Origin of the sequence: Saccharopolyspora gregorii (assembly GCF_024734405.1) — a bacterium.
Lineage (GTDB): Bacteria > Actinomycetota > Actinomycetes > Mycobacteriales > Pseudonocardiaceae > Saccharopolyspora_C > Saccharopolyspora_C gregorii.
In genome coordinates, this window is record NZ_CP059556.1 from 2,172,851 (window position 1) to 2,195,107 (window position 22,257).

Annotated in this window: 22 protein-coding genes; 6 read left to right on the top strand and 16 right to left on the bottom strand. The window is 73.0% G+C overall.

Annotated elements, in window-relative coordinates; all coding sequences use genetic code 11:
- Window positions 1-26: 26 nt before the first annotated feature.
- From H1226_RS09320 to H1226_RS09335, 4 genes are read right to left on the bottom strand one after another with little or no spacing between them, the layout of a single operon-like run.
- Window positions 27-1,847: a VgrG-related protein gene (locus tag H1226_RS09320; RefSeq protein ID WP_258348424.1), complete on the bottom strand. Its 1,821-nt coding sequence runs from the start codon at window positions 1,845-1,847 to the stop codon at window positions 27-29.
- Complete coding sequence (locus H1226_RS09325) at window positions 1,847-2,566, bottom strand: LysM peptidoglycan-binding domain-containing protein (RefSeq protein ID WP_258348430.1); 720 nt, start codon at window positions 2,564-2,566, stop codon at window positions 1,847-1,849. The genes H1226_RS09320 and H1226_RS09325 overlap by 1 nt, the downstream gene beginning before the upstream one ends.
- Before the next feature lie 13 nt (window positions 2,567-2,579).
- A complete protein-coding gene (locus tag H1226_RS09330) occupies window positions 2,580-3,008 on the bottom strand; it encodes a phage tail protein (protein ID WP_224962919.1) in 429 nt (142 codons plus the stop codon).
- 14 nt (window positions 3,009-3,022) lie between these two features.
- Complete coding sequence (locus H1226_RS09335; RefSeq protein WP_258348437.1) at window positions 3,023-4,984, bottom strand: hypothetical protein; 1,962 nt, start codon at window positions 4,982-4,984, stop codon at window positions 3,023-3,025.
- Here H1226_RS09335 and H1226_RS09340 point away from each other — a divergent pair.
- Window positions 4,926-5,894 (top strand): hypothetical protein, encoded by a 969-nt coding sequence (locus H1226_RS09340; RefSeq protein WP_258348438.1) that lies wholly within the window; start codon window positions 4,926-4,928, stop codon window positions 5,892-5,894. The genes H1226_RS09335 and H1226_RS09340 overlap by 59 nt on opposite strands.
- Here H1226_RS09340 and H1226_RS09345 read toward each other — a convergent pair.
- The 4 genes from H1226_RS09345 to H1226_RS09360 all read right to left on the bottom strand — a co-directional run bounded on the left by H1226_RS09345 (window position 5,866) and on the right by H1226_RS09360 (window position 8,567).
- A complete protein-coding gene (locus H1226_RS09345; protein ID WP_258348439.1) occupies window positions 5,866-6,024 on the bottom strand; it encodes a DUF6760 family protein in 159 nt (52 codons plus the stop codon). The two genes, H1226_RS09340 and H1226_RS09345, sit on opposite strands and share 29 nt — an antisense overlap.
- The gene (locus H1226_RS09350; protein ID WP_224959753.1) at window positions 6,021-6,488 is read right to left on the bottom strand and encodes a hypothetical protein; all 468 of its coding nucleotides are present in this window, start codon (window positions 6,486-6,488) and stop codon (window positions 6,021-6,023) included. The genes H1226_RS09345 and H1226_RS09350 overlap by 4 nt, the downstream gene beginning before the upstream one ends.
- The gene (locus H1226_RS09355; RefSeq protein ID WP_224959754.1) at window positions 6,485-6,925 is read right to left on the bottom strand and encodes a phage tail protein; all 441 of its coding nucleotides are present in this window, start codon (window positions 6,923-6,925) and stop codon (window positions 6,485-6,487) included. The genes H1226_RS09350 and H1226_RS09355 overlap by 4 nt, the downstream gene beginning before the upstream one ends.
- A 121-nt stretch (window positions 6,926-7,046) precedes the next feature.
- Window positions 7,047-8,567 carry a phage tail sheath family protein gene (locus H1226_RS09360; RefSeq protein ID WP_258348442.1) on the bottom strand — a complete coding sequence of 507 codons (1,521 nt, stop codon included), beginning with the start codon at window positions 8,565-8,567 and terminating at the stop codon, window positions 7,047-7,049.
- A gap of 233 nt (window positions 8,568-8,800) precedes the next feature.
- On the opposite strand from H1226_RS09360, the gene H1226_RS09365 reads away from it, so the two are divergent.
- Window positions 8,801-9,364, top strand: coding sequence for an eCIS core domain-containing protein (locus tag H1226_RS09365; RefSeq protein ID WP_258348445.1), 564 nt, complete (start codon window positions 8,801-8,803; stop codon window positions 9,362-9,364).
- 85 nt (window positions 9,365-9,449) lie between these two features.
- Here the strand turns inward: H1226_RS09365 and H1226_RS09370 are convergent, their stop codons facing one another.
- Together H1226_RS09370 and H1226_RS09375 are read right to left on the bottom strand one after the other, a co-directional pair.
- Entirely contained in the window at window positions 9,450-9,782 is a 333-nt protein-coding gene (locus tag H1226_RS09370) for a VOC family protein (protein ID WP_258348448.1), read from the bottom strand.
- A 388-nt stretch (window positions 9,783-10,170) separates the two neighbouring features.
- Window positions 10,171-10,404, bottom strand: coding sequence for an immunoglobulin domain-containing family protein (locus H1226_RS09375; protein WP_258348452.1), 234 nt, complete (start codon window positions 10,402-10,404; stop codon window positions 10,171-10,173).
- Window positions 10,405-10,978: 574 nt separating this feature from the next.
- On the opposite strand from H1226_RS09375, the gene H1226_RS09380 reads away from it, so the two are divergent.
- Window positions 10,979-11,563 (top strand): DUF5753 domain-containing protein, encoded by a 585-nt coding sequence (locus H1226_RS09380; protein WP_258348454.1) that lies wholly within the window; start codon window positions 10,979-10,981, stop codon window positions 11,561-11,563.
- Window positions 11,560-11,763, top strand: coding sequence for a DUF397 domain-containing protein (locus tag H1226_RS09385; protein ID WP_258348456.1), 204 nt, complete (start codon window positions 11,560-11,562; stop codon window positions 11,761-11,763). The genes H1226_RS09380 and H1226_RS09385 overlap by 4 nt, the downstream gene beginning before the upstream one ends.
- Window positions 11,764-11,828: 65 nt before the next feature.
- Here the strand turns inward: H1226_RS09385 and H1226_RS09390 are convergent, their stop codons facing one another.
- On the bottom strand, window positions 11,829-12,890 hold the full coding sequence (locus H1226_RS09390; protein ID WP_258349380.1) for an aldo/keto reductase: 1,062 nt from the start codon (window positions 12,888-12,890) through the stop codon (window positions 11,829-11,831).
- Between the two features lie 134 nt (window positions 12,891-13,024).
- On the opposite strand from H1226_RS09390, the gene H1226_RS09395 reads away from it, so the two are divergent.
- A complete protein-coding gene (locus tag H1226_RS09395; RefSeq protein WP_258348458.1) occupies window positions 13,025-13,855 on the top strand; it encodes a helix-turn-helix transcriptional regulator in 831 nt (276 codons plus the stop codon).
- Window positions 13,856-13,861: 6 nt separating this feature from the next.
- Here the strand turns inward: H1226_RS09395 and H1226_RS09400 are convergent, their stop codons facing one another.
- A complete protein-coding gene (locus H1226_RS09400) occupies window positions 13,862-14,479 on the bottom strand; it encodes a TetR/AcrR family transcriptional regulator C-terminal domain-containing protein (RefSeq protein WP_258348459.1) in 618 nt (205 codons plus the stop codon).
- 49 nt (window positions 14,480-14,528) lie between these two features.
- Between H1226_RS09400 and H1226_RS09405 the strand changes: the two genes are divergently transcribed.
- The gene (locus H1226_RS09405; RefSeq protein WP_258348460.1) at window positions 14,529-15,980 is read left to right on the top strand and encodes an FAD-dependent monooxygenase; all 1,452 of its coding nucleotides are present in this window, start codon (window positions 14,529-14,531) and stop codon (window positions 15,978-15,980) included.
- Window positions 15,981-15,986: 6 nt separating this feature from the next.
- Here the strand turns inward: H1226_RS09405 and H1226_RS09410 are convergent, their stop codons facing one another.
- The 4 genes from H1226_RS09410 to H1226_RS09425 form a co-directional block, all read right to left on the bottom strand.
- Window positions 15,987-16,382 carry a hypothetical protein gene (locus H1226_RS09410; RefSeq protein ID WP_258348461.1) on the bottom strand — a complete coding sequence of 132 codons (396 nt, stop codon included), beginning with the start codon at window positions 16,380-16,382 and terminating at the stop codon, window positions 15,987-15,989.
- Window positions 16,383-16,455: 73 nt separating this feature from the next.
- Window positions 16,456-18,417, bottom strand: coding sequence for an ATP-binding protein (locus H1226_RS09415; RefSeq protein WP_258348462.1), 1,962 nt, complete (start codon window positions 18,415-18,417; stop codon window positions 16,456-16,458).
- Window positions 18,414-19,106, bottom strand: a complete 693-nt coding sequence (locus tag H1226_RS09420; RefSeq protein ID WP_258348465.1) for a DUF4255 domain-containing protein — start codon at window positions 19,104-19,106, stop codon at window positions 18,414-18,416. Before H1226_RS09420 ends, H1226_RS09415 begins: the two co-directional genes overlap by 4 nt.
- Window positions 19,107-19,188: 82 nt before the next feature.
- Window positions 19,189-22,257, bottom strand: coding sequence for a hypothetical protein (locus H1226_RS09425; protein WP_258348466.1), 3,069 nt, complete (start codon window positions 22,255-22,257; stop codon window positions 19,189-19,191).

The following is a 22,257-nucleotide window of genomic DNA, read 5'->3' on the forward strand; positions in this document are numbered from 1 at the left end:
CGGGGTCTCCTCTCGCTGTGGGTGGGTCAGTTGATCCGGACGAGCATGGCGTGCAGGGCGGCGGTGCCGCCGCCGTCGATGTCGGCGGACAGGGAGCCCTTCAGCGAGGCGTTCTGCAGGGCGCTGATCCGGGCGTCGGCGGTGGCGTCGAGGTTGATGTTGCGGCCCTTGACCTTGACCTCGCCCGTGCCCGCGTCGAGGGTGATCCCCCCGTCGTCCAACGTGATCGAGCTGAGCGAGCCGCGGCCGCCGGGCCGCTTCACCGCGATCTCGATGGTCCTGGCCTTCTCGTCGAGCCGGACCTCCAGCCGGTCGTCGCCGCTGGCGATCCGCACTCCCGGCGGCCCCTTCTTGCTGTCGATCAGTTCGAGCCGGTGCCCGTCGCGGGAGACCAGCGAGCGCCGGGCGACCTTGCCGCGTTCGATCAGCGGGATGTCGTGCTCGGACGGCTTGTCCTTGCCGTTGTAGAGCCCGCCGAGCACGTACGGCTTGTCCAGGCAGCCCTGTTCGAAGGCGACGAGGACTTCGTCGTTCACGCTCGGGCTGATGACGCCGCCGCCCTGCCCGCCGAGCTGCACGCTGCGCGCCCAGTCGGAGACGTACTTGGCGTCGAGCCACGGGAAGGTGAGCTTCACCCAGCCGCGGCCGCCGCCGGCGGGTTCGCTGACGTCGGTGACGATCGCGTTGACCACGCCCGGGATGCGCGGCCCCCGGTCGGGCGCGTTGGCGCCGGTGGTGAGCCCGGCCAGCGACCGGTCCGGGCTGGTGCTGACCTGCACGGTGGTGCGGTAGCCGAGGCCCGGTTCGATGACGTGGTGCACCGCGGTGGCGGTGTACTTGCCGGAGAACTTGTCGCCCGCGTTGCCGAGCGCGACCGGCACGCCCGCGCGCAGCTTCGGATCGCCCTCGACGACCGCTTCGACCTCGCCGAGCCCGGCGCTGGTGGCGGCCGACAGCGACTCCGCCAGCGCGTCGGCTTCGGCTCGGGTGCCGTAGGCCGTGTCGGTGACGGTGGTGCTGCTCTTCTTCCCGAAGTCCTTGATCGCCTCGGCCGGGGTCATGCCGGGAACGGTGGTCCCGCTCCGGGTGACGGTCTGCTCGGCGACGACGGGTTTCTTCGCCTGCACGTCCCAGCCGCGGACTTCGACCTTGCCGACCTGGTCGGTGGAGGTGAGCACGGCGCGCAGCGCCATCAGGTTCCGCCCGTACTCCAGCACGAACGGGCTCTTCGCCGCGGAGGTGCTGGGCGCGGGCGCCGAGGCGGCGGGGGCGAGCGGGGCGAAGTCGAGCTTGCCGGTCTCGTCGACGCGGACCGTGACGCCGTGCTCCTGGGCGAGGTTCTGCAGGAAGTCCCAGTCGGAGATGTTGGGCTGGGCCAGCTGGGTGTAGGTGATCGGTTTGGCCCGCACCTCCCCGACCGTCAGCCCGGCTGCGGTGGCGACCTTCTTCACGATGGCGTCGGCCTTCATGTTCTTGTACGCCACCACCTTCCGGCCGCGCAACAGCCGGTGCGCCTTGTTCATCGCGCGCACCACGGTGAACGAGCCGGTGCCGTCGGAGTCCAGTTCCAGCGCGGTGACCTCGCCGGCGAACAGCTTCTCCGGCGTCCCGCCGCCCGCGGTGGACATGGACACGGTCAGCGCGGTGCCGATGGTGATGGGGGTGGCGGTGAGCAGTTCGTGGTCCGGGTCCCGGAAGGTGAGGGTCGCCGCGTCGGGCAGGCCGACGTTCTCATCGACGACGCAGGACACCAGCTGCTCCTGCCAGGGCGGGGGCAGCTTGCCGGGGCACTTGATGATCGGATCGGCGGCGAACGACCTGCCGTCCTGCTCTGCGGAACTTCCCATCACGCACCGTCCTGTTCGGACTCGTCGAGGGCGGGGACGAGCAGTTCGCTGCCCGGCACCAGGACCATCGGGTCGTCGATCCCGTTGGCTTCGGCCACGTAGCGCCACGCCGTCGCGTCGCCGTACTCGTTCCAGGCGATCTGCGGGAGGCTGTCCCCGGCGATGACCCGGTGGGTGCGGCGCGCGGAGTCCGAGCCGGAGGTGGAGTTCTGCCCGGGGGTGTCGACGCTGGCTTCCTCGATGCCCAGCGAGCAGGTGGCGCGCAGCGGTTTGCCGTCGACGTCGAACAGCGAGTAGTCCACCGAGAAGCTGTTGAGCACCCCGTCGAACGAGGTGGTGCGGGCGGTGCCCCACTCGAACCGGACCCACGGGCTGGCCGGGGTCTTGGCAGCGAGGCTCTTCGGGGTGGGCACGCAGGCCACCATGAGGTCTTCGACCTTCTTCTCCACCGAGTCGTCGTGCTTCTCGGTGGCGTCGAGGAACACCTCCAGCTGCAGCGAGCGGGGCCCGCTGCCGACGAACTCGGGCAGCGCCGATTCGGCGGCCATCCGGGCCGGTTTGCGCCGCCACTCGGTGCTCTTGGTCAGCGCGAGCTTGTTCGGGTTGAACTGGAGCTTGACGCGCTTGAGCGTCGCCCCGGGTTTCGCGCCGACCTTGGCGGGCGGTTCCATGATGAGGATTTCGGCGCGGGCGAGGTTCTTGGCGCTGGTGACGGCCATCGGGTTCCTCCTCTCAGGACGGTTGCAGGCCTTCGTGGGCGATCTCCAGGGTTTCGATCGCCGCCTGGGAGTTCGACGGGTCGAAGGACGGGCCCTGCCAGCTGACGGGCACGATGCCGATGACCTGCCAGCGGGCGATCGGCGTCAGGTTCGGCTTCAGCGCCACGATCTCGCCGTTCTTGCGCTCGGCCTTGCGCATCGTGTCCGACAGCCACTTCGCGATCTTGGTGGTGTCCCCGGTGACGGGGCGGGTGAGCGTGATGTTGGTCCAGGTGATGCGGGTGGGCAGCTGCCAGGAGAACGAGTTGTTGCCGCCTTCGGCGAACTGCTCCACCTCGACCTGCGCGCCGAGCCCGGAACAGGTGTGGAACCGGCCGAGGTCGTTGCCCGCGATGGCCAGCCGGAAGAACACGCTGCTGGCGAAGATGTCCGTCGACGACATCGGTGTGCTCCTCTTCAACGCCTGCGGTCGTAGGTGCGGCCGAACCGTTCGCGGCCGTGGCGCAGCTCGGTGCGCAGCAGCCGTCCGACGGGTTCGATGAGGCGGCGGGCGAGTTCCTCGATGTCCTGCTCGCCGCCGGTGCCGGTGGTGGGTTCGGGGTCGGCGCTCTCCTGGTGCTGCTTGGGCACGACGGTGACGGGGACACCGGGCGGGACGCCGGGGACCTGCGGGGCGGGCTCGTCCTGCGTCGGCGCCGACCGCGCGGCAGGCGGCGATTCCGGGGCGGTGCGGCGCTGCACCGGCCGGGCTGCGCGCATCGGCGGCCGTGCACCCGGGCCGTCCGCCGCGGAGCCGGGTGGGGCGGGCGCCGGTTCGGCCGCCGCGGAGTCCGGCGGGGGCGGTTCGGCCGCCACCGCGGGGAGGGCCGCCGGGGTGGCCGAACGCTGCACCGGTGCCGGGTCGGCCGGTCGGTCCCCGGGCTCGCGGCGCGTCCAGCGCAGCGGCGCCACGGCCCGGTGCTCGGCCGGTGGCGCCGTCGCGTTCGGCCGCGGCTGGTCCAGCCGGGTTCGCGTGGTCAGCGGCCGCGTGGTGAGCAGCGGGCGGGCGCGCTGCACCGGGGCGGAGAGGTGCGTCGGGTCGTGGTGCGGCCGGAGGGCCAGGTCGGGTTCGTCCGGCGAGTCCGGCCGCGCGCGCTGGACGGAACGCGTACCGGTGGAGACCTCGTGCGGGCCGGCGAGCGGCGTCTCCGGTGCGTCCGCGCCGCTCGGTGCGGTGAGCCGCTGCACCGGGGTGCCGTGCGGTGCCGCCGCTTCCGGGGCGGTGGTGCTCGACGAACGCCGCACCGGGGTGGCCGCTCGGTGCGGTGCGGTGGCGGGGCCGGACGACTGCTGCGAGGCAGGACCGGGCGAGTGCCGCGTGGCGGAGATCGGCGGTTGCCGTGCGCCGGAGCTGCTCGGGGTAGCCGGATTCCGCTGTGCGGTGGGCAGTTCGGCGCTGGGCGAGTGCCCCGGCGCCCCGGCGGGATGCGCGGGGGTGCCGCTCGCCGAGCGCTGGATCGTCGTGTCGCCGAGCAGGGGTGCGGTGCCGTGGTCCGCGCCGCCGTGCGGCGGTGCTCCGGCGGCGTCCTGGATCCGGCTGCGCTGGACCGGAGTCGCCGGGCCGGTGCCTGCGGGCTCGGAGCTCGAACCGGCGAGCGGCGTGGCGACCGGATCCGCCGGTGCGGGGTCGTCCGGCGTCGTCGCCCGCGGTTCGGTCCGCGTGCTCGGGGTGCGCTGGACCTGCGGGGCGGCGTCGCCGAGCAGCGGCGCGGCCTCCGCCGCACCGCCGGGGACGACCGGCCCGGGTGTGGGTGGGGTGCCGCCGGGACGCAGCGGGGTCGCCGACTCCGGCAGCCGACCGAGCGGTTCGCCGAGGCCACCGCGGGAGTTCGGCGTGCTGTGCCGCACTTCGGGGTTCGAGGTGGGCGGGCGCTTCCGGCCGCGCCCGGCCCGGGAAGGGCGGTCGGGCTGCTGCTCCGGCGCCGGTTCCGCGGCGCGCTGCACCAGTGGCGGTGGTTCGGGGGAGCCCGTCGACTCGTGGTGCAGCGGCACCGCTCCGGAGGGCATCCGCTGCACCGGGCCGCCCAGACCGGACTGCTCGGGAGATCGGTCCGCGCCCAACGTGGGGCGGCTGCCCGGCGGTCCGCCCGGTGCGGTCGATCCGGTCCCGGCCGTGCTGGGTGCGGTGCCGGAGTCCGCCGGTGTACCAGGGCTGCTCGGGGCGGTCGGCCGAGGCGCGTCGGACCGCTCCGGTGGCGCGTCGGCGTCCGCGCGGCGCTGCAGCACGAGATCCACGTCCGGCCCCGGCGGTGCGGCGTCCGCCTGCCCCGCGTCCGTGCCCGGCGCGGTGATCGCGGGCAGCCGGCGCGGGGTGGCGCGGGTGATCGGTCGTGCCCTGGTCAGCGGCGGGGCGAGCCTGCGCAGGGCGACCCGCTGCACCGCGGCCGAGCCGGGGGAACCGCTGTCGGTGTCTCCGCTCGAAGCGGTCGAACCCGCGCCGGACGACCGCTCACCGGACGAGCTCGTACCGCCCGAGGTCGTACTGCCCGAGGTCGTGCCGGGCGCGGCCGCGCTGGAGGATGCCGTGCCGGACGAGCTCGGCGTGCTCGACGTGGCTGCCGTGCGCTGCGAACCGGCGCGTCCGGACGGCCCGCTCCCGGACGAACCGGCCGCGCCCGCAGCCCTCGCCGAGCCCGAAGAACTCGCCGAGCCCGAAGAACCCGCCGCGCCCGAAGAACTCGCCGAGTCCGAAGAACCCGCCGCGCCGGACGCACCGGACACCACGCCCGCGCGGGACGACGAACCGGCCGGACGCGCCGAACCACCCGAGTGGCTGTCCGCTCCCGCCGTCCCGCCCCCGGACGCCGCTCCGCGCGCAGCACCCCGGCCACGCCCGAGGATCCGGCCCGCCGACCGCTGCACGGCCCGCCGCCCCGAATGCGGAACCGGCGCGTCCGAGTCCGAAGTGGACTCCGCTTCCGGCCGCACCCAGGTGAACTCCTCGCCGTCCGACCGCTGCACCGGTCGCCCTCCCGCGCGCGCCAGCCCGCGCATCACGCCGCTCGGCGCTGCACCGGAGAGCCGGTGCCCGAGCCCGCCGCTGGTGACCCCGTGGTCCCGGAACGACGCGACGGACGCGCGGAAGCGCTCGGGCCGGATCACCTCGCCCGAGTCGCGCTGCAGCACGCCGCGCATCGGCGCCGTGCGACGCCAGCCACCGTCCGGTTCCGATGCGGGGGCGGCCGGTGCGGGTGCGGTCTCCGGCTCCGGGGCGTCCCGGCCGAAGAAGCGGCGCAGCGGGTTCCAGCGGCTCATCCGGCTCACCTGCTCTCGTTCACCCGCGTGTTGATGCGGGCGATCTCCCGCACCCAGCGCCTGCGCTCCAGGTGGTCCAGGTCCAAGAGCTCCTCGCGGGTCCAGTGGAAGTGGTAGGCGATGTACGCGACCTCCTCGTGCAGCCGGTCGGCCGCGTACGTCACGATTCCCCCAGGCCGTCACCGGCCAGGTCGATCTCGAACCCCGAACCGCAGGACGGGCAGGTGACCCCGGCGCGGGTGTGCCCCTCGCTGTTGATGCGGCGGTAGAAGTCCTGCAGGAACGCGATGTCGGTGGCGTACATGTTCTCCACCAGGCCCGAGTGCACGTCCGTGATGTCGCCGAGCCGCGTGATCACCTGGCTCAGCAGCACCACGCTCAGGTACGCCGGGTTCTCCTTGACCCGCAGGTCGATCTGCGGGCGCAGCTCGTCGCGCGCCGTCGCCAGCCGCATCCGGCCGTGCCGGTGCAGCGTGCCGTCGGTGTGCCGGTAGCCGCGCGGCAGCTCGAACTCGAACTCGTCGTGCGCCGCCTGCGGTGCGGGGCGTTCCGCGGTGGCCGTGGCGGTGTCGGGCTTGCGGGCTCTGAACTGGTCCAGGTCGTCGAGCGAGTTGACCCGCCGCCTCATTCGACCTCGATCCGCTCGAAGGTGATGGTGGCCTTCTCGGTCGCCGCGTTGGACTCGCCCGCGTTGAGGCCGGGGCCTTCCCACTTGCTCACCCACGCGTCGTAGAGCTGGATCCGCCGCACGACGGTCCCGTTCGGTTCCATCACCTCGATGGTCAGGTTCTCCCGCGCGTCCTCGACCTCGCCGTCGGACACCGTCTTCTTGAGCCACTTGGTGAACTCGGGGCTCTCGGTCATGCCGCGGGTGATCGTCACCTCGCCGCCCTTGTGCCCACCGGGCTGCTTCTTGTTCATCATCTTGCCGGTGTCGGTGACCTGCTGGGTCTCGACCACGTCCTGCTCGACGGTCAGGCCGCTGACCTCTTTGATCGACTCGACGGTGACCCCGCCGAGCTGCACACCGAACCGGTGGACGGAAAGGCTGTCGCCTTCTGCCATGACTACCCCTTCGAGGTGAAGTGTGTCGTGCCTTCGTCTTGCCTGCGGCGAAGCCGCTCAGCGGCGACCACCCGAGCCACCGGCACCGCCGCGGTTCCGCCACCCGGACGGGCGAGCGGAGTCATTCGCTCAGGAGGCTGGAGCTGTCGGAGAACTGGGAGAGGCGGAAGATGACGAACTCGGCGGGCTTCACCGGGGCCACGCCGATCTCGCAGACGACCTGGCCGAGGTCGATGGATTCCTGCGGGTTGTTCTCCCGGTCGCACTTCACGTAGAAGGCCTCGGCGGGGGTGCGGCCGAACAGGGCGCCGTCCCGCCAGGTCTGGGTGAGGAACGCGCCGATGTTGCGCCGGATGCTGGACCACAGCCGGTCGTCGTTCGGCTCGAACACCACCCACTGGGTGCCGAGCAGGATCGACTCCTCCAGGTAGTTGAACAGCCGCCGCACGTTCAGGTAGCGCCACGCCGGGTCGGAGGACAGGGTGCGGGCGCCCCAGATGCGGATGCCGCGGCCGGCGAACGCGCGCACGCAGTTCACCCCGACCGGGTTGAGCAGGTCCTGCTCGCCCTTGCTGAGCGTGGTCTCCAGGTCGACGGCACCGCGGATCACCTCGTTCGCGGGCGCCTTGTGCACCCCGCGCTCGGTGTCGTTGCGCGCCCACACCCCGGCGATGTGCCCGCTCGGCGGCACCATCTTGTTCCGGCCGGAGGACGGGTCGAACACCTTGATCCACGGGTAGTACAGCGCCGCGTAGTTCGAGTCGTAGCCGGTTTCGTCCATCCGCCAGGTCCGCACCTGCTGCGCGTTCAGCCCGGGCGGGGCGTCGAGCAGGGCGACGCGGTCACCGAGCTGCTCGCAGTGCGAGATCGCCGCCAGCTGCACGGTCTTCACGCCTTCGGCGTCGATGAGGCCGCGCTGGTGGGCGCTCATCAGGTCGGGGACGGCGACGATGGTGATCTCGTCGATGGTCTCCAGGCCGCCGAAACCGGTGCGGGCGGCCAGATCGCCCACGTACTCCTGCGCGTCGACCTTCGCCGGGGTGGTGGCGCTGGGCGGCGTGCCGGGGACGGTGACGCTCTGGTTGTCGGGGCGAGCGAGGGCACCGCCGGACGGCTCGGTGACCTCGATGAGCTTCGAGTGCTCCTTGACCTGGTTCACCACGTAGCTCTTGACGTTCTTGCGGGTGGAGACGTCGTGGGTCTCGGCGACCTTGCCGCCTTGGCGCACCACCAGCTTGAACCGGTCGTCCGGCGGGTTCTCGCCGTCGGCGTCGGCGACCTCCACGGTCACGTCGGAGGTGGTCGCGGACAGCGCGGAGACCCGCAGCCCGCCCAGCTCCACCGGCTTCGGCGCGGGAGCGGCGGGTGCCGCGGCCTCGGACGGGCCGCCGATGCGCACCACGTAGGCGGAGCCGCCGCCGTTGGCGAAGTAGCCGTAGACGGCGTGCGCGAGGTACCCGTCGTCGAACCCGCCGAAGTTCTGCACGTACTGGTTCCAGTTCGTGACCAGCGTCGGCTGGTGGAAGGGCCCCTGCGGCGCGAAACCGACGAAGGCGGCCACCGCGGTCCCGACCCCTTCGATCGGCCTGGCCCCGCTCTGGACTTCCTCCACGTACACGCCAGGGGACAGGTACGACGGCATGCTCGCTCCTTCGTCTGCGGCGTTCGTGCACCCAGAGCTTTCGCCACCGCCCGCCCGCGCCACCATGTCCGCCCGACCTGCGCCGAGGGCAGCACCGCTGCCTTCCGGGGCAATCCCGCACTGCCTGCGCAGGCAGGAAGTGGGCGTTGCCCGGAGCTCTGCCCCTTCGTGCATTCCCCGCCGGGCCGCGCTCCCGGTAGGTCTGGAGCCGTTGCCGTGTCCGAGGAGGGACCATGCGGGACCGCGAGCAGCGCGACGCGGCGAAGTCCGAGGCGAGGCCCCAGCAAGCGGCGCGCACCCCCGACCACTCCGGGCCGGTCGAAGAGCTGCTGCACCTGCAGCGGACCCTCGGCAACGCCGCCGTCAGCCGGATGGTCCAGCGGCGGATGGCGCCTCCGGAGCCGGCACCGGAGCCGGTCTGGTCCGGGGAGGACGTGCTGAAGTCGGCCGGGAAGCCGATGGACGCGCCGGTGCGCCAGGAGATGGAGACCCGGCTGGGCGCGGACTTCTCCGACGTGCGGCTGCACACCGGCGCCACCGCGCAGCGCTCGGCGTCCGAGATCGGCGCGCGGGCCTACACCTCCGGCAGCGACGTGGTGCTCGGCTCGGGCGCCTCCGACAAGCACACCCTCGCCCACGAGCTCACCCACGTCATCCAGCAGCGCTCCGGCCCCGTCGCGGGCACCGACAACGGCAGCGGCCTCAAGATCTCCGACCCCTCCGACCACTTCGAGCGCGCGGCGGAGGAGAACGCCCACCGCGCGATGCGCATCCCCCTAGAAGATCAGGACCCCTGATCCCACCGCCAGGTGAGTGGCCTGGCCCACCCGCCCACGCAGCACGGGCGAACGGGACACCCACCTGGGCGCATTCGGGTGACGGTCAGCCGAGCGGTTCGGCGAGGGCGACGAGGCCGCCCGCGGGGTCCACCGCGAACATCACGCTGCGCAGGCCCAGCGCGTTCGGCGGTTGCGAGGTCCCGCCGATCGCGGCCGGGTTGTGGAAGTTCGTCAGTTCCAGCTGACCGTGCCCGTCCGGGATTCGCATCATCACGATGTCGACCCGGACGTCGTCGATCCCGTTGACCCGGTCCACCCACGGCCCCTCGACGGGAGTGCGGCCCGCCTCCTCCATCCCGAGCTCGGTGAAGAACGCGACGGCACCGTCGAGATCCTCGACGTTCACCCCGACATGGTCCATTCGCAGAGTCGCCATCCGGTGACGGTAGAGGCGACCACCGAGATTCGGCGCGGAACACGGCCGTCACCAGCCGATCGAAGCCTCGGCGGAGATCGCTCGGGCCGCTCGCGCAGGCTGCGCGTGCTGAACGAAAACAGCCCGATCGCCGGGTAAAAGGCCAGGTCGAGAAGTATCAGACCTGCGCAGACGGCGACGGCCCCAGCGCACGGTCAGAGCTTTCTGAGGCCGTGCAGCACGCGTTCGTAGAGCGTGATGGTGCGATCCGGGGTGGTGTCGGCCTGAAGGTGACCGGTCAGGTGGAGGACGTACCCGGTCGCCCCAGGTCGGGAGAGGAGACCGGGGCGTCGGCCGGGCGGGGTCGCCGAGTCCGGGTCGGTCGGGGGCTGCTCGGGCATCGCGGGGCTCAGCCGCGGGGGTTGTTCTTGGCCCAGGTGTGGGCCTTTCGGGCGACGTCGTGGTCGTTCACCCAGGGCTGTGCGACGGGAACGGTGTCGATGAGGGCGTGGTCGCCGCGGTCTCCGCGCCGGTCGCCGGAATGCACCGTGAAGACCGGGTCGGGCCGGCCCCAGCGCACGGTGATGTCGCGGCCCGGCTCGTAGTGCCAGGCGCAGGGAAGCCCGTAGGCCCTGGGAATCATGAGGCGTCCTGGGGGGAGGGACCGTCCGGGCCTCTGCTCGGGCGGAAGGGGAAGTCCGGGCGGCGCGCACGGGGATGCGGGAAGCGGGAATCCGGCCGCACGACCGGGGGAGGGAAAGTCGTGCGGCCGGACGTTCCGGGCCGCGCTCGGGGAGGACGCGGTCCGGCCCGGGACCGGCACCGGTCGAGGGGCGTCGTCAGGTGCCGGTCCACCCCGGCGGGACGTCGGTGGACATCCCGCCGGGAACCGGTGGATCAGTGGAACCCCGCCGACCGCCCGAGTTCGGGGCGTCGGCGGCCGACGGGGCGATCACCCACCGGAGCATCGGCACGGCGCGCGACCGGGACCGTTGTCTCACCGCCACCTGCCGGAGGGTGGAACGAGAAACGCGTAGTCGGGTCAGAACGGCAGAGTTCTCCGTTGTGGCAAGGTTTTCCGGCGACGCCGAAGCCGGTGGGCGGAGTGCTCGTAGCAGACGTCCACGGGTACCTCCTGCGACTGGCCGCCTGCGCGAGGGAGGCCCGCGCCGACGGGAAAGATGCGGTCCACCGGATCCCACTGGCTCTCGGTCGGCATGCCGGATCAGCAGCGGCAGGTCGCGACCCTGCTGGAGATCGAGCGCGAGGCCAAACAACTCACGACCGTGTCGCCACTGTTGATTCCGGGACTTCTGCAAACGGCTGAATACGCGCGTTCGATCATGAACCTCGCCGGGGTCCCGGCCGACGAGATCGATACCCGAGTGGCAGTGCGGGTGGGGCGACGCGATGTCATCGCGGGGAGGAATCCCGCACAGTTTCGGGCGTACGTGGGAGAAGCCGCGCTGCGCACGATCATCGGTGGCCCTGCGGCGATGTCCTACCAACTGGAGCAGTTGGTGCAGCTCGGGCAGTGGGACAACGTCGAGCTCCAAGTGGTGCCGCTTCGCGCTGATTGGCATCCAGGGCTGGAAGGGCTCTTCTCGATCGCCTCGTTCGGTGACGGCCGAGATCCCGTGGTGCACCTGGAAAATCGGATCTCAGGGTTGTTCCTGCATGAGACCGCCGAAGTCTCCGCCTACGAAGAAGCACTTGGCAGGATGGACGAAGTGGCGTTGAGTCCGGCAGAGTCGACCAAGTTCATCGTCGGCATCATCGAGGAGACGGAGGCGACGGTATGACGGCGCGGCAGGAGATTCCCAGCGGCTGGCGGAAGTCGAGCCGGAGCAGCCAGACCGACAGCTGCGTCGAAGTCGGCCGGGTGACCGGTGGTGCTGCGGTCCGGGATACGAAGGACCGGGCTGCGGGTCACTTCACGGCGACCAACGCGCAGTGGTCGGCGTTCGTGGGCGCGATCAGGCACGGCCGCTTCGACGCGTGAGCGAGGACGAGCCCTGGCGGAGGAATCCGCCGGGGCTCGTCCCGTAACGCGTGCCTCTGCGCTCGTCAGCGTGGTTCGAGCTTCAGATCTCCCGCCGTCGCTCGGCGGATGTGGTCGCCGGCGAGCATGTCGTGCGGCAGGCCGAGTTCGATCGCGCTGGCCGCGTCGAGGCGGGACAGCTGGGTTTCGGTGAGCTCGACGTCGAGGGCGCCGAGGTTGTCCACCAGCTGCGCGGTCGTGCGGGCGCCGATGATCGGTGCCGTCACGGCCGGGTTCCGCAGGGTCCAGGCCAGCGCGACCTGGGCGGGGCTGTGCCCGAGTTCGGCGGCGACCTCCCGCACGGTCTCGGCGACGGCGAGATTGCGTTCGGTGACGGTGCCGAGGGCGTGGTTGAAGCTCTTGCGGTTGCTGCCCTCGGAGGCGGTGCCGTTCCCGGTGAGGTCCGCGCGGGTGTACTTGCCGGTGAGCACGCCACCGGCCAGCGGCGAGTACGGCACCACGCCGAGCCCCATCTCGCGGGCCATCGGGATCAGGTCGCGTTCCCCGCCGCGCTCGGCCAGGTTGTACTCGATCTCCAGCGCGATCAGCGGTGACCAGCCGCGCAGGTCGGCGATGGCCTGCATCCGCGACACCTGCCAGGCCGGGGCGTTGGAGATCCCCACGTACAGCACCTTGCCGCTGCGCACCAGGTCGTCGAGCCCGCGCAGGATCTCCTCGACGGGCGTCGTGAAGTCCCAGACGTGCAGGTACAGCAGGTCGAGGTGGTCGGTGCCGAGCTGCCGCAGGCTCGATTCGACGGAGCCGACGAGGCTCTTGCGGTGCGCGCCGCGCGAGTTCGGGTCGCCGGGCCTGCGCAGCGTCGTGTACTTCGTCGCCAGCACCAGGCGTTCGCGGTCGTGCCGGGTGAATTCGCCGAGGAGCCGTTCGGAGCTGCCGTCGGTGTAGGTGTTGGCGGTGTCGATGAAGTTGCCGCCGCGCTCGACGTAGGTGTCGAACAGCGCGCGGGATTCGTCCCGCCCGGCGCCCCACCCCCATTCGGTGCCGAAGGTAGCCGCGCCCAGCGCCAGCGGCGAGACCCGCAGCCCGGAGCGGCCCAGCGGCCGGTAGGTGTCCAGGGTGAGCGGCATCGCGTCCTGCTGAGTTCCCATCGTGTTCTCTCCCGTGTTCGTCGTGCTGCGGCGAGCCTGCGCCGACGCGGGGCGGGCGGTAAGGGAAGGCACTTCCTGGGAACACCGGTCCTCCCCCGGCTGTTGGAGCTGTCATGACGACCAGCACGGTGGACCCGACGCGGGAACTGGCCGCGTTCCTGCGGTCCCGGCGCGAACGCCTGGACCCGGACGACTTCGGCCTGCCGAAGCGGCGGTCCCGCCGCACCCCGGGATTGCGCCGCGAGGAGGTCGCCGAGCTGGCGGGGATCAGCATCGACTACGTGGTGCGGCTGGAGCAGGCGCGCGGGATCCGGCCCTCGGTGTCGGTGGTGGAGGCGCTGGCCAGGGCGCTGCGGTTGAACCCCGACGAACGCGCCTACCTGTTCGCCCTCACCCGGCACTACCCGCGCGGGTCCGACGACGTCGCCACCACCGCGCCGCCGCCGCTGGCCGGGTTGGTCGAGGACCTCTCGCCGCTGCCCGCGATGCTGGTGAACCACCGCTTCGACGTCCTCGCCTGGAACGCGGAGATGGCGGGGATGCTGCTGGACTTCAGCACGTTGCCCGCGCCGCACCGCAACGCGATGTGGTTGTGCCTGGCGCACCCGGAGATCCGCGAGTACTACGTCGACCGCGACCGCGTCCTCCGCGACGGCGTCGCGCACCTGCGGACCGCGTGGGCCGCGCACCCGGAGGACCGGGCGCTCACCGGCCTCATCGCCGCGATCACCGAGCACGACGCGGAATTCGCGCGCCTGTGGTCGCAGCGCGACGTGAAGCTCAACGGCCGCGGTGGCAAGGCGATGCGGCATCCCGAACTCGGCCCGATCGAGGTGCAATTCGAAGTCCTGGTCCCGGTGCAGGACTCCGGCCAGCGCCTCATGATCTGCCGCCCGGCCGACGAACCGACCCGCCTGGCCCTGTCCCGGCTGCGAGCCTCCTGACCCCGGTCAGTCCGGGTCGGCGTTCTTCCCCAGCAGCCGCCGGATGCCGTCTTCGAAGCGGTCGTCGAAGGTGTCGGCGGCGAGGGCGTGCAGCGAGGCGATCAGGGCCGGATGGGCCTCGGGGTCCGCTGCGCGGGCGAGGCGGTCCTGATCGGCGTCGCCGGTGGTCTGCTGCTCCTGGGCGAGGCCGAGGGTGAAGTAGACGAGCGCGTAGAAGATCCGGGTGGCGGCCACGGGATCGTCGTGCGATGCGCGGAGGGCGGCGAGCAGCGCTTCGCCGAAGCGCAGCGTGTGCGGTTCGGGGACGTGGGTTCCGGTCACGAGGGCGGCGCCGTCGCGGTGGGCGAGGAGTGCACCCCGGTAGCGGCGGATCAGTTCGGCCGCCCGCTCGTCGGCCGCGTCCGGCAGGCCGGTGTGGTCGATGGTGCCGACGACCGCGTCCGCCATCAGCTCCAGCAGCCGCTTCTTCGTCTTGACGTGCCACAGGACGGTGTTCATCTGCACGCCGAGCCGGTCGGCGACCGCGCGCACCGTCACGGCGTCGAGTCCTTCCTCGGCCAGCAGCCGCATGGCCGCGTCGACGACGTCCGCCGGGGTGAGCGCCGCTCGTTGCGCCTTGGTCATTGACCTAGTTTACTGGAGGAGCCCATTGGTCACTGACTAAGGAGCGCGCGTGGAAGACGTCGTGATCGTCGGAGCCGGACCCACCGGGCTCTGGCTCGCCGCGGAGCTGCGGCTGCAAGGGGTGTCCGCGACCGTGCTGGAGGCGAAGCGCGAACCCGAACCGCACTCCAAGGCGCTCACCCTCCACCCGCGGACCATCGAGATCTTGGGGATGCGCGGCATCGCCGACGAGTTCGTCGACGCGGGGATCCCGCTGCCCACCGGCCACTTCGGCGCGCTGGACGCGCGGCTCGACTTCCGCGGGCTCGACACGCCCTACCCGTTCACCCTGTTCCTGCCGCAGGTCCGCACCGAGGAACTCCTGGCGGCGCACGCGAGCGACCGGGGCGTCCCGATCCACCGCGGACACCAGGTCACCGGCCTCGACCAGGGCCCGGATTCGGTCCGCATCGCGGTCGAGGGGCCCGCCGGGACGTACGAGCTGGCGGCCCGCTACGTCGTCGGCTGCGACGGAACCCGCAGCACCGCGCGGACCTCGGCCGGCATCGGATTCCCCGGCACCGGCAGCACGATCTGGGGCTGGCTCGCCGACGTCGTCCTCGCCGACCCGCCCGCCGGAGCGGTCAGCGCGTTCGGGCCCGACGGCGGCGTCATGGCCGTCCCGATGCCCGGCGGCCGCACCCGGTTCGTCGGCATCGCACCGGAGGACCACCGGGCCGAGCACCCCGGCGAGCTGACCACCGCGGAAGTGCGGGACAAGCTGCGGCGCGCGCTGGGCACGGACTTCGGGCTGCACTCGCCGAGCTGGAGCTCCCGTTTCGGCAACGCCACCCGGCAGGCCGACGCCTACCGGCGGGGGCGCGTGCTGCTCGCCGGGGACGCCGCGCACAGGCACTTCCCGACCGGCGGCGTCGGGCTCAACGTCGGGTTCCAGGACGCGACCAACCTCGGCTGGAAGCTCGCCGCCACCCTCCGCGGCACCGCCGAACCCGGACTGCTCGACAGCTACCACGCCGAACGGCACCCGGTCGGTGCGGACCTGCTCGAATCGACCCGGGCGCAGACCGCGCTCATGACCACCGGGTCCGTCGAAGGGCTGGCACTGCGCGGATTCCTGTCCGGCATGATCCGCGAGGTCCCCGAGTTCTCCCGCGCGCTCGCCGAACGCCTCGGCGCGCTCGACGTCCGCTACCCGGCCGCCGACACCGCGCACCCGCTGACCGGGCGGCGGGCGCCGAACCTGGCGTTCGCGGACGGCGGCGAGCTGTTCCCCCTGCTGCGCGGCGGGAATCACGTGCTGCTCGACTTCACCGCGGGCGGAGCCGACACCGCGCTGCCGCCCGGGACGCGGCGGCACCGGACCGAGCTGCGCGGCGCCGCCGAACCCTGGGCGAGCGCCGAGGCCGTGCTCATCCGCCCGGACGGCCACGTCGCCTGGGCCATCGGCGGTGACGGGCGGTCCGGCGGTGCTGCGACCGAGCAGCCCGACCGGACCTGCTGAGCACGGCTACCGCTGCTCGTCCTGGACGATCCAGGGCATGTTCTCCGGTTCGGCCCGGCCGGGCAGCTGGGCGTTGAGCACCGGGGGCAGCCAGGTCGTGATCGGTGCGCCGAGTTCGGCGGACCACCGCTCCAGCAGCGCGGCCTGCTCGGCGTTCGGGCGGATGCGGACCTGCACCGGACCGGAGCCGAGGTAGTGCACCTCGTCCCTGGCGTGCGGCGACCGGAGCCGCGCCCGCGCGCCGCGCACCACGTCCGGCACCCGGTCGCGCACCGCCTCGATCGCCTCGAACACCACCGCGGTGGCCGTGCGCCCGTCCGCGCAGCACGCGTCCAGCCGCGCCTGCAACGCGTCCGACACGAACACCGTCCAGAGCACCGATCCGCCCTCCCGCAACGCCATGCCGGATGTCTACCAAACGGTGCTCACGGCCTGGTGGCCGAGCCGCACGGGCCAGGTCATGACAGGGCAGCCCCTACTCGAATTCGGCGTCGAGGGTGAGGCGGCCGAGCTTGGCGTACTCCTGGCGGACGGCGGTGAGCAGATCGGCCGTCGTGACCGGGCGGTCGGCTTCGGCGGCGAGGTAGGCGGCGGTGACGGCGCAGGCCCGGATGGAGCCCCCGGCGAGTTCGAAGCGCTCGGCGCAGCGGTCCAGGTCGAGGTCGTCGGCGCGGGGGAGTTCGGCGCCGAGGGTGCGGTCCCAGAGGGCGCGGCGCTGCTCCGCTCCGGGCACGGGGAAGTCGGCGATGACGTCCAGCCGGCGGGTGAAGGCCTCGTCGAGGTTGGCGCGGAGGTTCGTGGTGAGCACCGCGATGCCGTCGAAGGACTCCATCCGCTGCAGCAGGTACGCCGATTCGACGTTGGCGTAGCGGTCGTGCGCGTCCTTCACCTGAGAGCGCTTGCCGAAGATCGCGTCCGCTTCGTCGAACAGCAGCACCCCGTTCACCCCGGCCGCTTCGGTGAAGATGCGCTCCAGGTTCTTCTCCGTCTCGCCCACGTACTTGTCGACCACCGTGGACAGATCGACCACGTAGAGCTCCATGCCGAGGTCGGCGGCGACCACTTCCGCGGACATCGTCTTGCCGGTGCCGGATTCACCGGCGAACAGCGCGACCACACCGCGCCCGCGACCGCCGCCGGGGCGCATCCGCCAGTCGCCGAGCACCCGGTCCCGGTGCCGGGCGCGCACCGACAGCTCCGCCAGCGCCCGCGTCGTCCGCTCGGGCAGCACCAGGTCCTCCCAGCTGACACCGGGTGTGATGCGGCGGGCCAGGCGTTCCAGCCCGGCGCCGTTCTGCGCGCGCACCCCGGCGCGCAGGTGGTCCGCGTCGAGCGGCCGCCCTTCGAAGCGGGCCAGGCGGGTCGCCACCGAGGCGGCCCGGCGCACCTGGTCGGCGCCGAGCCGGTACGCGCTCAACGGCTCGACGTCGACCTCCCCGGCGCCGGCCTCGGCGAGCGCGCGGTGCCACAGCGCGGCGCGGTCCGGTTCGGGCGAGGTCAGCGACAGCGGTGCCTGCCGCGCCCAGGCCGGGTCCCAGCCGCCGGAACCGTGCAGCAGCAGCGGAATCCGCTCCGACTCGTCCAGCAGCCGCCGCAGGAGGCGCGCGGATTCGGGACGCGACGACGACTCCAGCGGCCCGAACACCAGGCCCGCTCGCCGCAGCCGCGCCTCCCGCACCAGTTCCGCCACCGGGGGTTCCGCTTCGGCGTCCAGCGCCGCCGCGTCCAGCACCAGCGCCGCGCGCCCGCTCACCGCCAACGCGTCCACCGCCTGCTGCTCGGCGCCCGCCGCACCGCGCAGGTGGACCGCGCCGATTCCCGCGTCCAGGCCGGTGGCCAGGCGCTTCACCAGTTCCGCCGGTTCCGCGACCGGCTCGTCCACCACCCGCGCCAGGCCGCGCACCGCCGGGTCCGGTTCGTCCCCGCCGAGCAGGTGCGCCACCACGCGGTCCGGCACCCGCAGCGTCCTGGTCAGCAGCGGTCGCTCCGGCTCCTGCACCTCCAGCAGACCGCCCGCCACCAGCGGCGCCTCCGGGACGAAGCGGAACCGGCCCGCGCCCGCCGTCGGCATCCCGCACAGCTCCAGCACCATGCCGGGTGTCGCCCGCCGCCGCGTCACGTCGTCGTTGAGGTAGCCGTAGAGCCGCTCGAACCGGGCGTCCAGCTCGGGGGCCAGCGCGATCAGCAGGAACTCCACGTCCCAGGCGTCCAAGCCGAAATCCGCGGCCAGCCGCGCCAGCCGCGCGCCCGGTTCGGCGACCTCGCCCGGTTCCGCGGACCAGGACGCCGACGGGGATTCCAGCACCCGCCGCACCATCTCCTCGGTGAGGTACAGGCCGCGGTACGGGTCGTCGCGATCCGGATCGGCGCGGGCGTCCAGCGCGAGCCGCACCCGGTGTTCCACCGCGCGCAGCCGCTCCCACAGCTCGCCGCTCACAACGGGCCCCGCATCCGGCGGCGGCCCTGCGGGCGCGGCTTCGGCGAGGAGAACCCGTCGCCCTCGGCGGCGGTCCCGTCGTAGCGCAGGTGCCGCTGCTCGTCGGCGGGCCCCTCCGGGAACGACGCCCGGCCGCGCAGCGCCACGCCCTCCGTGACCGGCGGGCCGACCGGGCGCAGCGCGCCCGCCAGCGGCGCGGTCACCCGCAGCGGGATCGACGGTTTCAGCTCCCCGCCCAGCGCCGACCACACGTCCGTCGGCGACCGGTTCTCCGCCAGCTCCCCGCCCGTCTCCAACGACACCTCCAACCCGAGCTCGCCCAGCGAACCCGTGCGCCACCGCGGATCCAGCGCCTCGTACCGGATGAGGCCGCGCAGCGCCTGCGCCAGCAGCCGGTGCTCGTCCTGCGGACGGTTCGTCCACGCCGTCACCAGGTAGGACAGCTGGAACCAGCGCGGCGGGTCGAAGCGGCCGACGACCTCGCCGGACTCGTCGAACCGGTCCACCGCACCGGACCGGCGCAGCGCCGGCTCCTCCCGGAGGTCGTAGAGGAACACGTTCACCGTCGGGGCGTTGCGCTTCGCCGCCCAGTCCGTGGTGGGCGGGTCGAACGCCAGCTCCACCCCCGAACCGGGCAGGCCCTCCTCGGCCAGCAGCAACCGCAGGCCCTCGTCGACTTCGTGGATCACTGCGCGCTCCTCGCGTTCCTGCGGCAGGCCGGGTCGGGTGGCGGCACCTCAGCGGCCTCGGCGTCGCGCCCGCACCGCTCGATCACCGCCGTCCCATCAGCGGCGGCGGGACCGCCGGGGCGACGACCAGGAACGGTTCCGGGACGTGGACCGGGCTGAAGCCCGCGCCGGTGGCGGTGATGTCGCGCGGGCCGAGCCGGTCCTTCGGCAGGATCAACAGCTGTGCCGCGAACCTCCCGTCCGGGCCGGGGATCGTGGGCGCGGCGGCCGCGGTGATGCCCGGTGTCCAGTTCAGCCGCACCGGCACCCCCGGCGGGAAGTCGAAGCCGCGCACCGAGGTCACGAATCCCGGCTCGCCCACCTCGGGGACCGAGATGATCCGCGGTTGCAGCACCCGGTACGGGGTGCGCGCCACGTTGTCCGCCGGGGTCGTGTCGGTGCCGGTGGTGCGCAGCGTGCCGGTGATCTCGCCGTCCAGCGCCGCCTTCGGCGCCAGCACCAGCACCACCGGCCGTTCCGCGCCCGGCGGCAGGTCCGGCAGCAGGCATCGGCTCGCCGAGCATCCCGGCGGCAGCGCGGTCACCGGGATCCCCGGTGGTAGCGCCATCTCCAGCGTCAACCCGGTCGCGGGGGAGGGGCCGGCGTTGCGCACCGTGAACGTCACGTCGGTGCGACCACCCACGTAGGACGGGTTCGGCTCGGCCCGCACCGTCACCCCCGGGGCCGCGGGCGGCGGAGGCGGCGGTGGCGGTGGTGGGGGCGCAGGCGGTTCCGGCGCGACGACCGGCACGATCGTGGTGGCGGTGTTGTCGGCGGGCCTGCTGTCCCGCATCCGGCTGCGCGCCTGCCAGCGGAGCCGCTGGTCGCCGCCGTCGACTCCGACGACGGTCGCGGTCACCCGCACCTGCCGGCCCGGTTCGAGCAGGCCGAGTTCGCACCGGCCGTCCTGCCCGCAGGTGCCGACCGTCGAGTCGATCCCGGTCAGCCGTGCCCCGTCCGGCACGGTGAGCTCGGCGGTCGCGCCGGGGGCGGCGGCCGGGCCGTTGTTGGTGATCTGCGCCGAGACCCGCACCTCGTCGCCCACGTCGATCTCGTCGGTGCGCTCCGGCGCGGACACGCTCACGTCGACGGTGGCCTGCCAGGTCGCTTCCTTCTGCCTGCCGGGGAAGCCCTGGGTGAGCGGGGTGATCCGGCCGGTCCGCATGTCCACCGCGGACAGGTGTTCGGGGGCGTTCACGCTCGCCCGCTCGGAGAACACCGCGCTGCTCCCGTCCGGGGACCAGCTGAGGTCGCGCGGCTGGTAGTGCTCGGGCGGGTCGTCGCCGTCGCCGGGCTTGTCGCGGCAGGAGTCCTCGGATTCCGGCAGCACCACCGAGCACGACTCGTCCTCGATCTCGTAGCGGTACAGCCCGTGCGGTTCCCGGTTGAACGCCAGGCTCGCGCCGTCGGGGGAGAACGCGGCGCTGTCGTCGACCACCAGCTCGGGGCAGTCGCAGAGCTCCTCGGTGACGTTGCGCTGCTGCTCCAGCTTCCCGACCTGGGCGAACCAGATGTGGTTGTAGCGCTGCTCCTCCGGCACGATCAGCTGCCCGCGGCTGAACGCGAGCCGTTCCCCGTCGGGGGAGAACACCGGCTGGGTGTCGTCCTCCGCCTGGTTCCGCGGCGGCACCCGGCCGAGGACCTTGCCGGTGGCCACCTCCACGATCACGATCCGGCTCTTGCCGCGGTCCTGATCGCCGGGCTGACCGCCGGGGGAGCGGCGCGCCACCGCCAGCTTCGTGCCGTCCGGGGACCAGGCCGCGTCGGTCTCCCAGTCGTCCTGCCCGCGGTCCGCGATGGGCAGTTCCCGCCGGTTCGAGCCGTCCGCGTCCACCAGCTGGATGCGCTGCCGCCGATCCCCCTGCGGGCCGCTGAACGCGCTCACCGCGATCGTCGCGCCGTCGGGGGAGTAGGACTGCCGCTGCGTCCACGGGTCGTAGTCCGGGTCCGGTTCGAACAGCTTGCTGGAATCCTCGGCGGCGGCCGGGTCCTCGTGCAGCACGTCCACGCCGAGGCTGCGCGGATCGCTGCCGTCCGGCCGGATGTCCTGCAGCTGGGCCACGTTGAAGCAGCACGCCGTCGTGCGCGCCACCAGCAGCCGGCCGCCGGGCAGCAGCGCGGGCGAGTCGACCTCCCGCACCTCGTCGAGCATCAGCACCGGGGTGTTCGTGGTCGGTGCCGCCGGGACGTCCACCCGGTACACGTAGTTCGTGGTGAACCGCCCGCTCGGCAGGTCGTGGCTCAGGAACAGCAGGCACTCGCCGTCCGCCCGCCACACCGGCCAGAAGCTCGTCCACGAGGCCCGGTCGCCGCCGAGCAGCGCGTCCCCGGTGGTCTGCCCCGGACTCGACAGCACCCGCACCTGCTGGTCGTAGCTGTCCGCGAGGTTCCCGTCCGGGTCGAAGGTGTAGGCGATCCGGTCCTCGTCCACCGGGTTCCACGCGGGTTGCACCGCGGCTCCGCTCGGCTCCCGGGTGCGCTGCTGCGCGAACGCGCCGGTGACCTCGCGGGTGTAGATCTGCCAGCGCCCGGTCGCGTCGCCCGCGAACGCGATCCGCTCCCCGTCCGGGGAGAACGACGGCCAGGTCTCGTTCGACGCGGACGTGGTGAGCCGGGTCAGCTGCGTGCCGTCGGTGCGCACCCGCCACAGGTCCCGCTGCGTCCGCTGCCCGCCCGCGGGCTCCGCCGAGTCGAACACCACCCACCGGCCGTCCGGGGACAGCTTCGGGTGCGCGGCGTCGCGGCCCTCGGTCAACCGGCGCACCGCACCGGAACCGTCGCGCAGGTACACCTGCGCGGTGGCCTCGTCGCGGAGGCTGGTGAACACCACCAGGTCGCCGCGGGTCGCCGGGTCCTCGTCGAAGTGCGCGGGCCGCTCGTCCAGCAGCGGTTCCGAGGTCTTCCCGTCCGCGGACCCGGAGGTGTCGTCGACGAGGCCGATGCTGCGGTGCCCCGGCCCGGAGAACGCGATGCGGCCCGCCGGCGGATCCTGCGGTTCCTGCTGCGCCGTCGCGGGCGGCAACCAGATCAGCCCGCACAGCACCACGAGCACGCCGAACAGGGCGCCCCCGACGCGCACCCGCCCGCGCCGGAACGCGCCCGACACCTGCAT

What these genes read in the sequence shown, in the direction of transcription:
- H1226_RS09350 (WP_224959753.1), bottom strand. Translation starts at nt 6,488, where the DNA reads ATGAGGCGGCGGGTCAACTCGCTCGACGACCTGGACCAGTTCAGAGCC.
- H1226_RS09365 (WP_258348445.1), top strand. Translation starts at nt 8,801, where the DNA reads ATGCGGGACCGCGAGCAGCGCGACGCGGCGAAGTCCGAGGCGAGGCCC.
- H1226_RS09330 (WP_224962919.1), bottom strand. Translation starts at nt 3,008, where the DNA reads ATGTCGTCGACGGACATCTTCGCCAGCAGCGTGTTCTTCCGGCTGGCC.
- H1226_RS09355 (WP_224959754.1), bottom strand. Translation starts at nt 6,925, where the DNA reads ATGGCAGAAGGCGACAGCCTTTCCGTCCACCGGTTCGGTGTGCAGCTC.
- H1226_RS09370 (WP_258348448.1), bottom strand. Translation starts at nt 9,782, where the DNA reads ATGGCGACTCTGCGAATGGACCATGTCGGGGTGAACGTCGAGGATCTC.
- H1226_RS09320 (WP_258348424.1), bottom strand. Translation starts at nt 1,847, where the DNA reads ATGGGAAGTTCCGCAGAGCAGGACGGCAGGTCGTTCGCCGCCGATCCG.
- H1226_RS09360 (WP_258348442.1), bottom strand. Translation starts at nt 8,567, where the DNA reads ATGCCGTCGTACCTGTCCCCTGGCGTGTACGTGGAGGAAGTCCAGAGC.
- H1226_RS09385 (WP_258348456.1), top strand. Translation starts at nt 11,560, where the DNA reads ATGACGGCGCGGCAGGAGATTCCCAGCGGCTGGCGGAAGTCGAGCCGG.
- H1226_RS09395 (WP_258348458.1), top strand. Translation starts at nt 13,025, where the DNA reads ATGACGACCAGCACGGTGGACCCGACGCGGGAACTGGCCGCGTTCCTG.
- H1226_RS09400 (WP_258348459.1), bottom strand. Translation starts at nt 14,479, where the DNA reads ATGACCAAGGCGCAACGAGCGGCGCTCACCCCGGCGGACGTCGTCGAC.
- H1226_RS09380 (WP_258348454.1), top strand. Translation starts at nt 10,979, where the DNA reads ATGCCGGATCAGCAGCGGCAGGTCGCGACCCTGCTGGAGATCGAGCGC.
- H1226_RS09425 (WP_258348466.1), bottom strand. Translation starts at nt 22,257, where the DNA reads ATGCAGGTGTCGGGCGCGTTCCGGCGCGGGCGGGTGCGCGTCGGGGGC.
- H1226_RS09390 (WP_258349380.1), bottom strand. Translation starts at nt 12,890, where the DNA reads ATGCCGCTCACCCTGGACACCTACCGGCCGCTGGGCCGCTCCGGGCTG.
- H1226_RS09375 (WP_258348452.1), bottom strand. Translation starts at nt 10,404, where the DNA reads ATGATTCCCAGGGCCTACGGGCTTCCCTGCGCCTGGCACTACGAGCCG.
- H1226_RS09410 (WP_258348461.1), bottom strand. Translation starts at nt 16,382, where the DNA reads ATGGCGTTGCGGGAGGGCGGATCGGTGCTCTGGACGGTGTTCGTGTCG.
- H1226_RS09325 (WP_258348430.1), bottom strand. Translation starts at nt 2,566, where the DNA reads ATGGCCGTCACCAGCGCCAAGAACCTCGCCCGCGCCGAAATCCTCATC.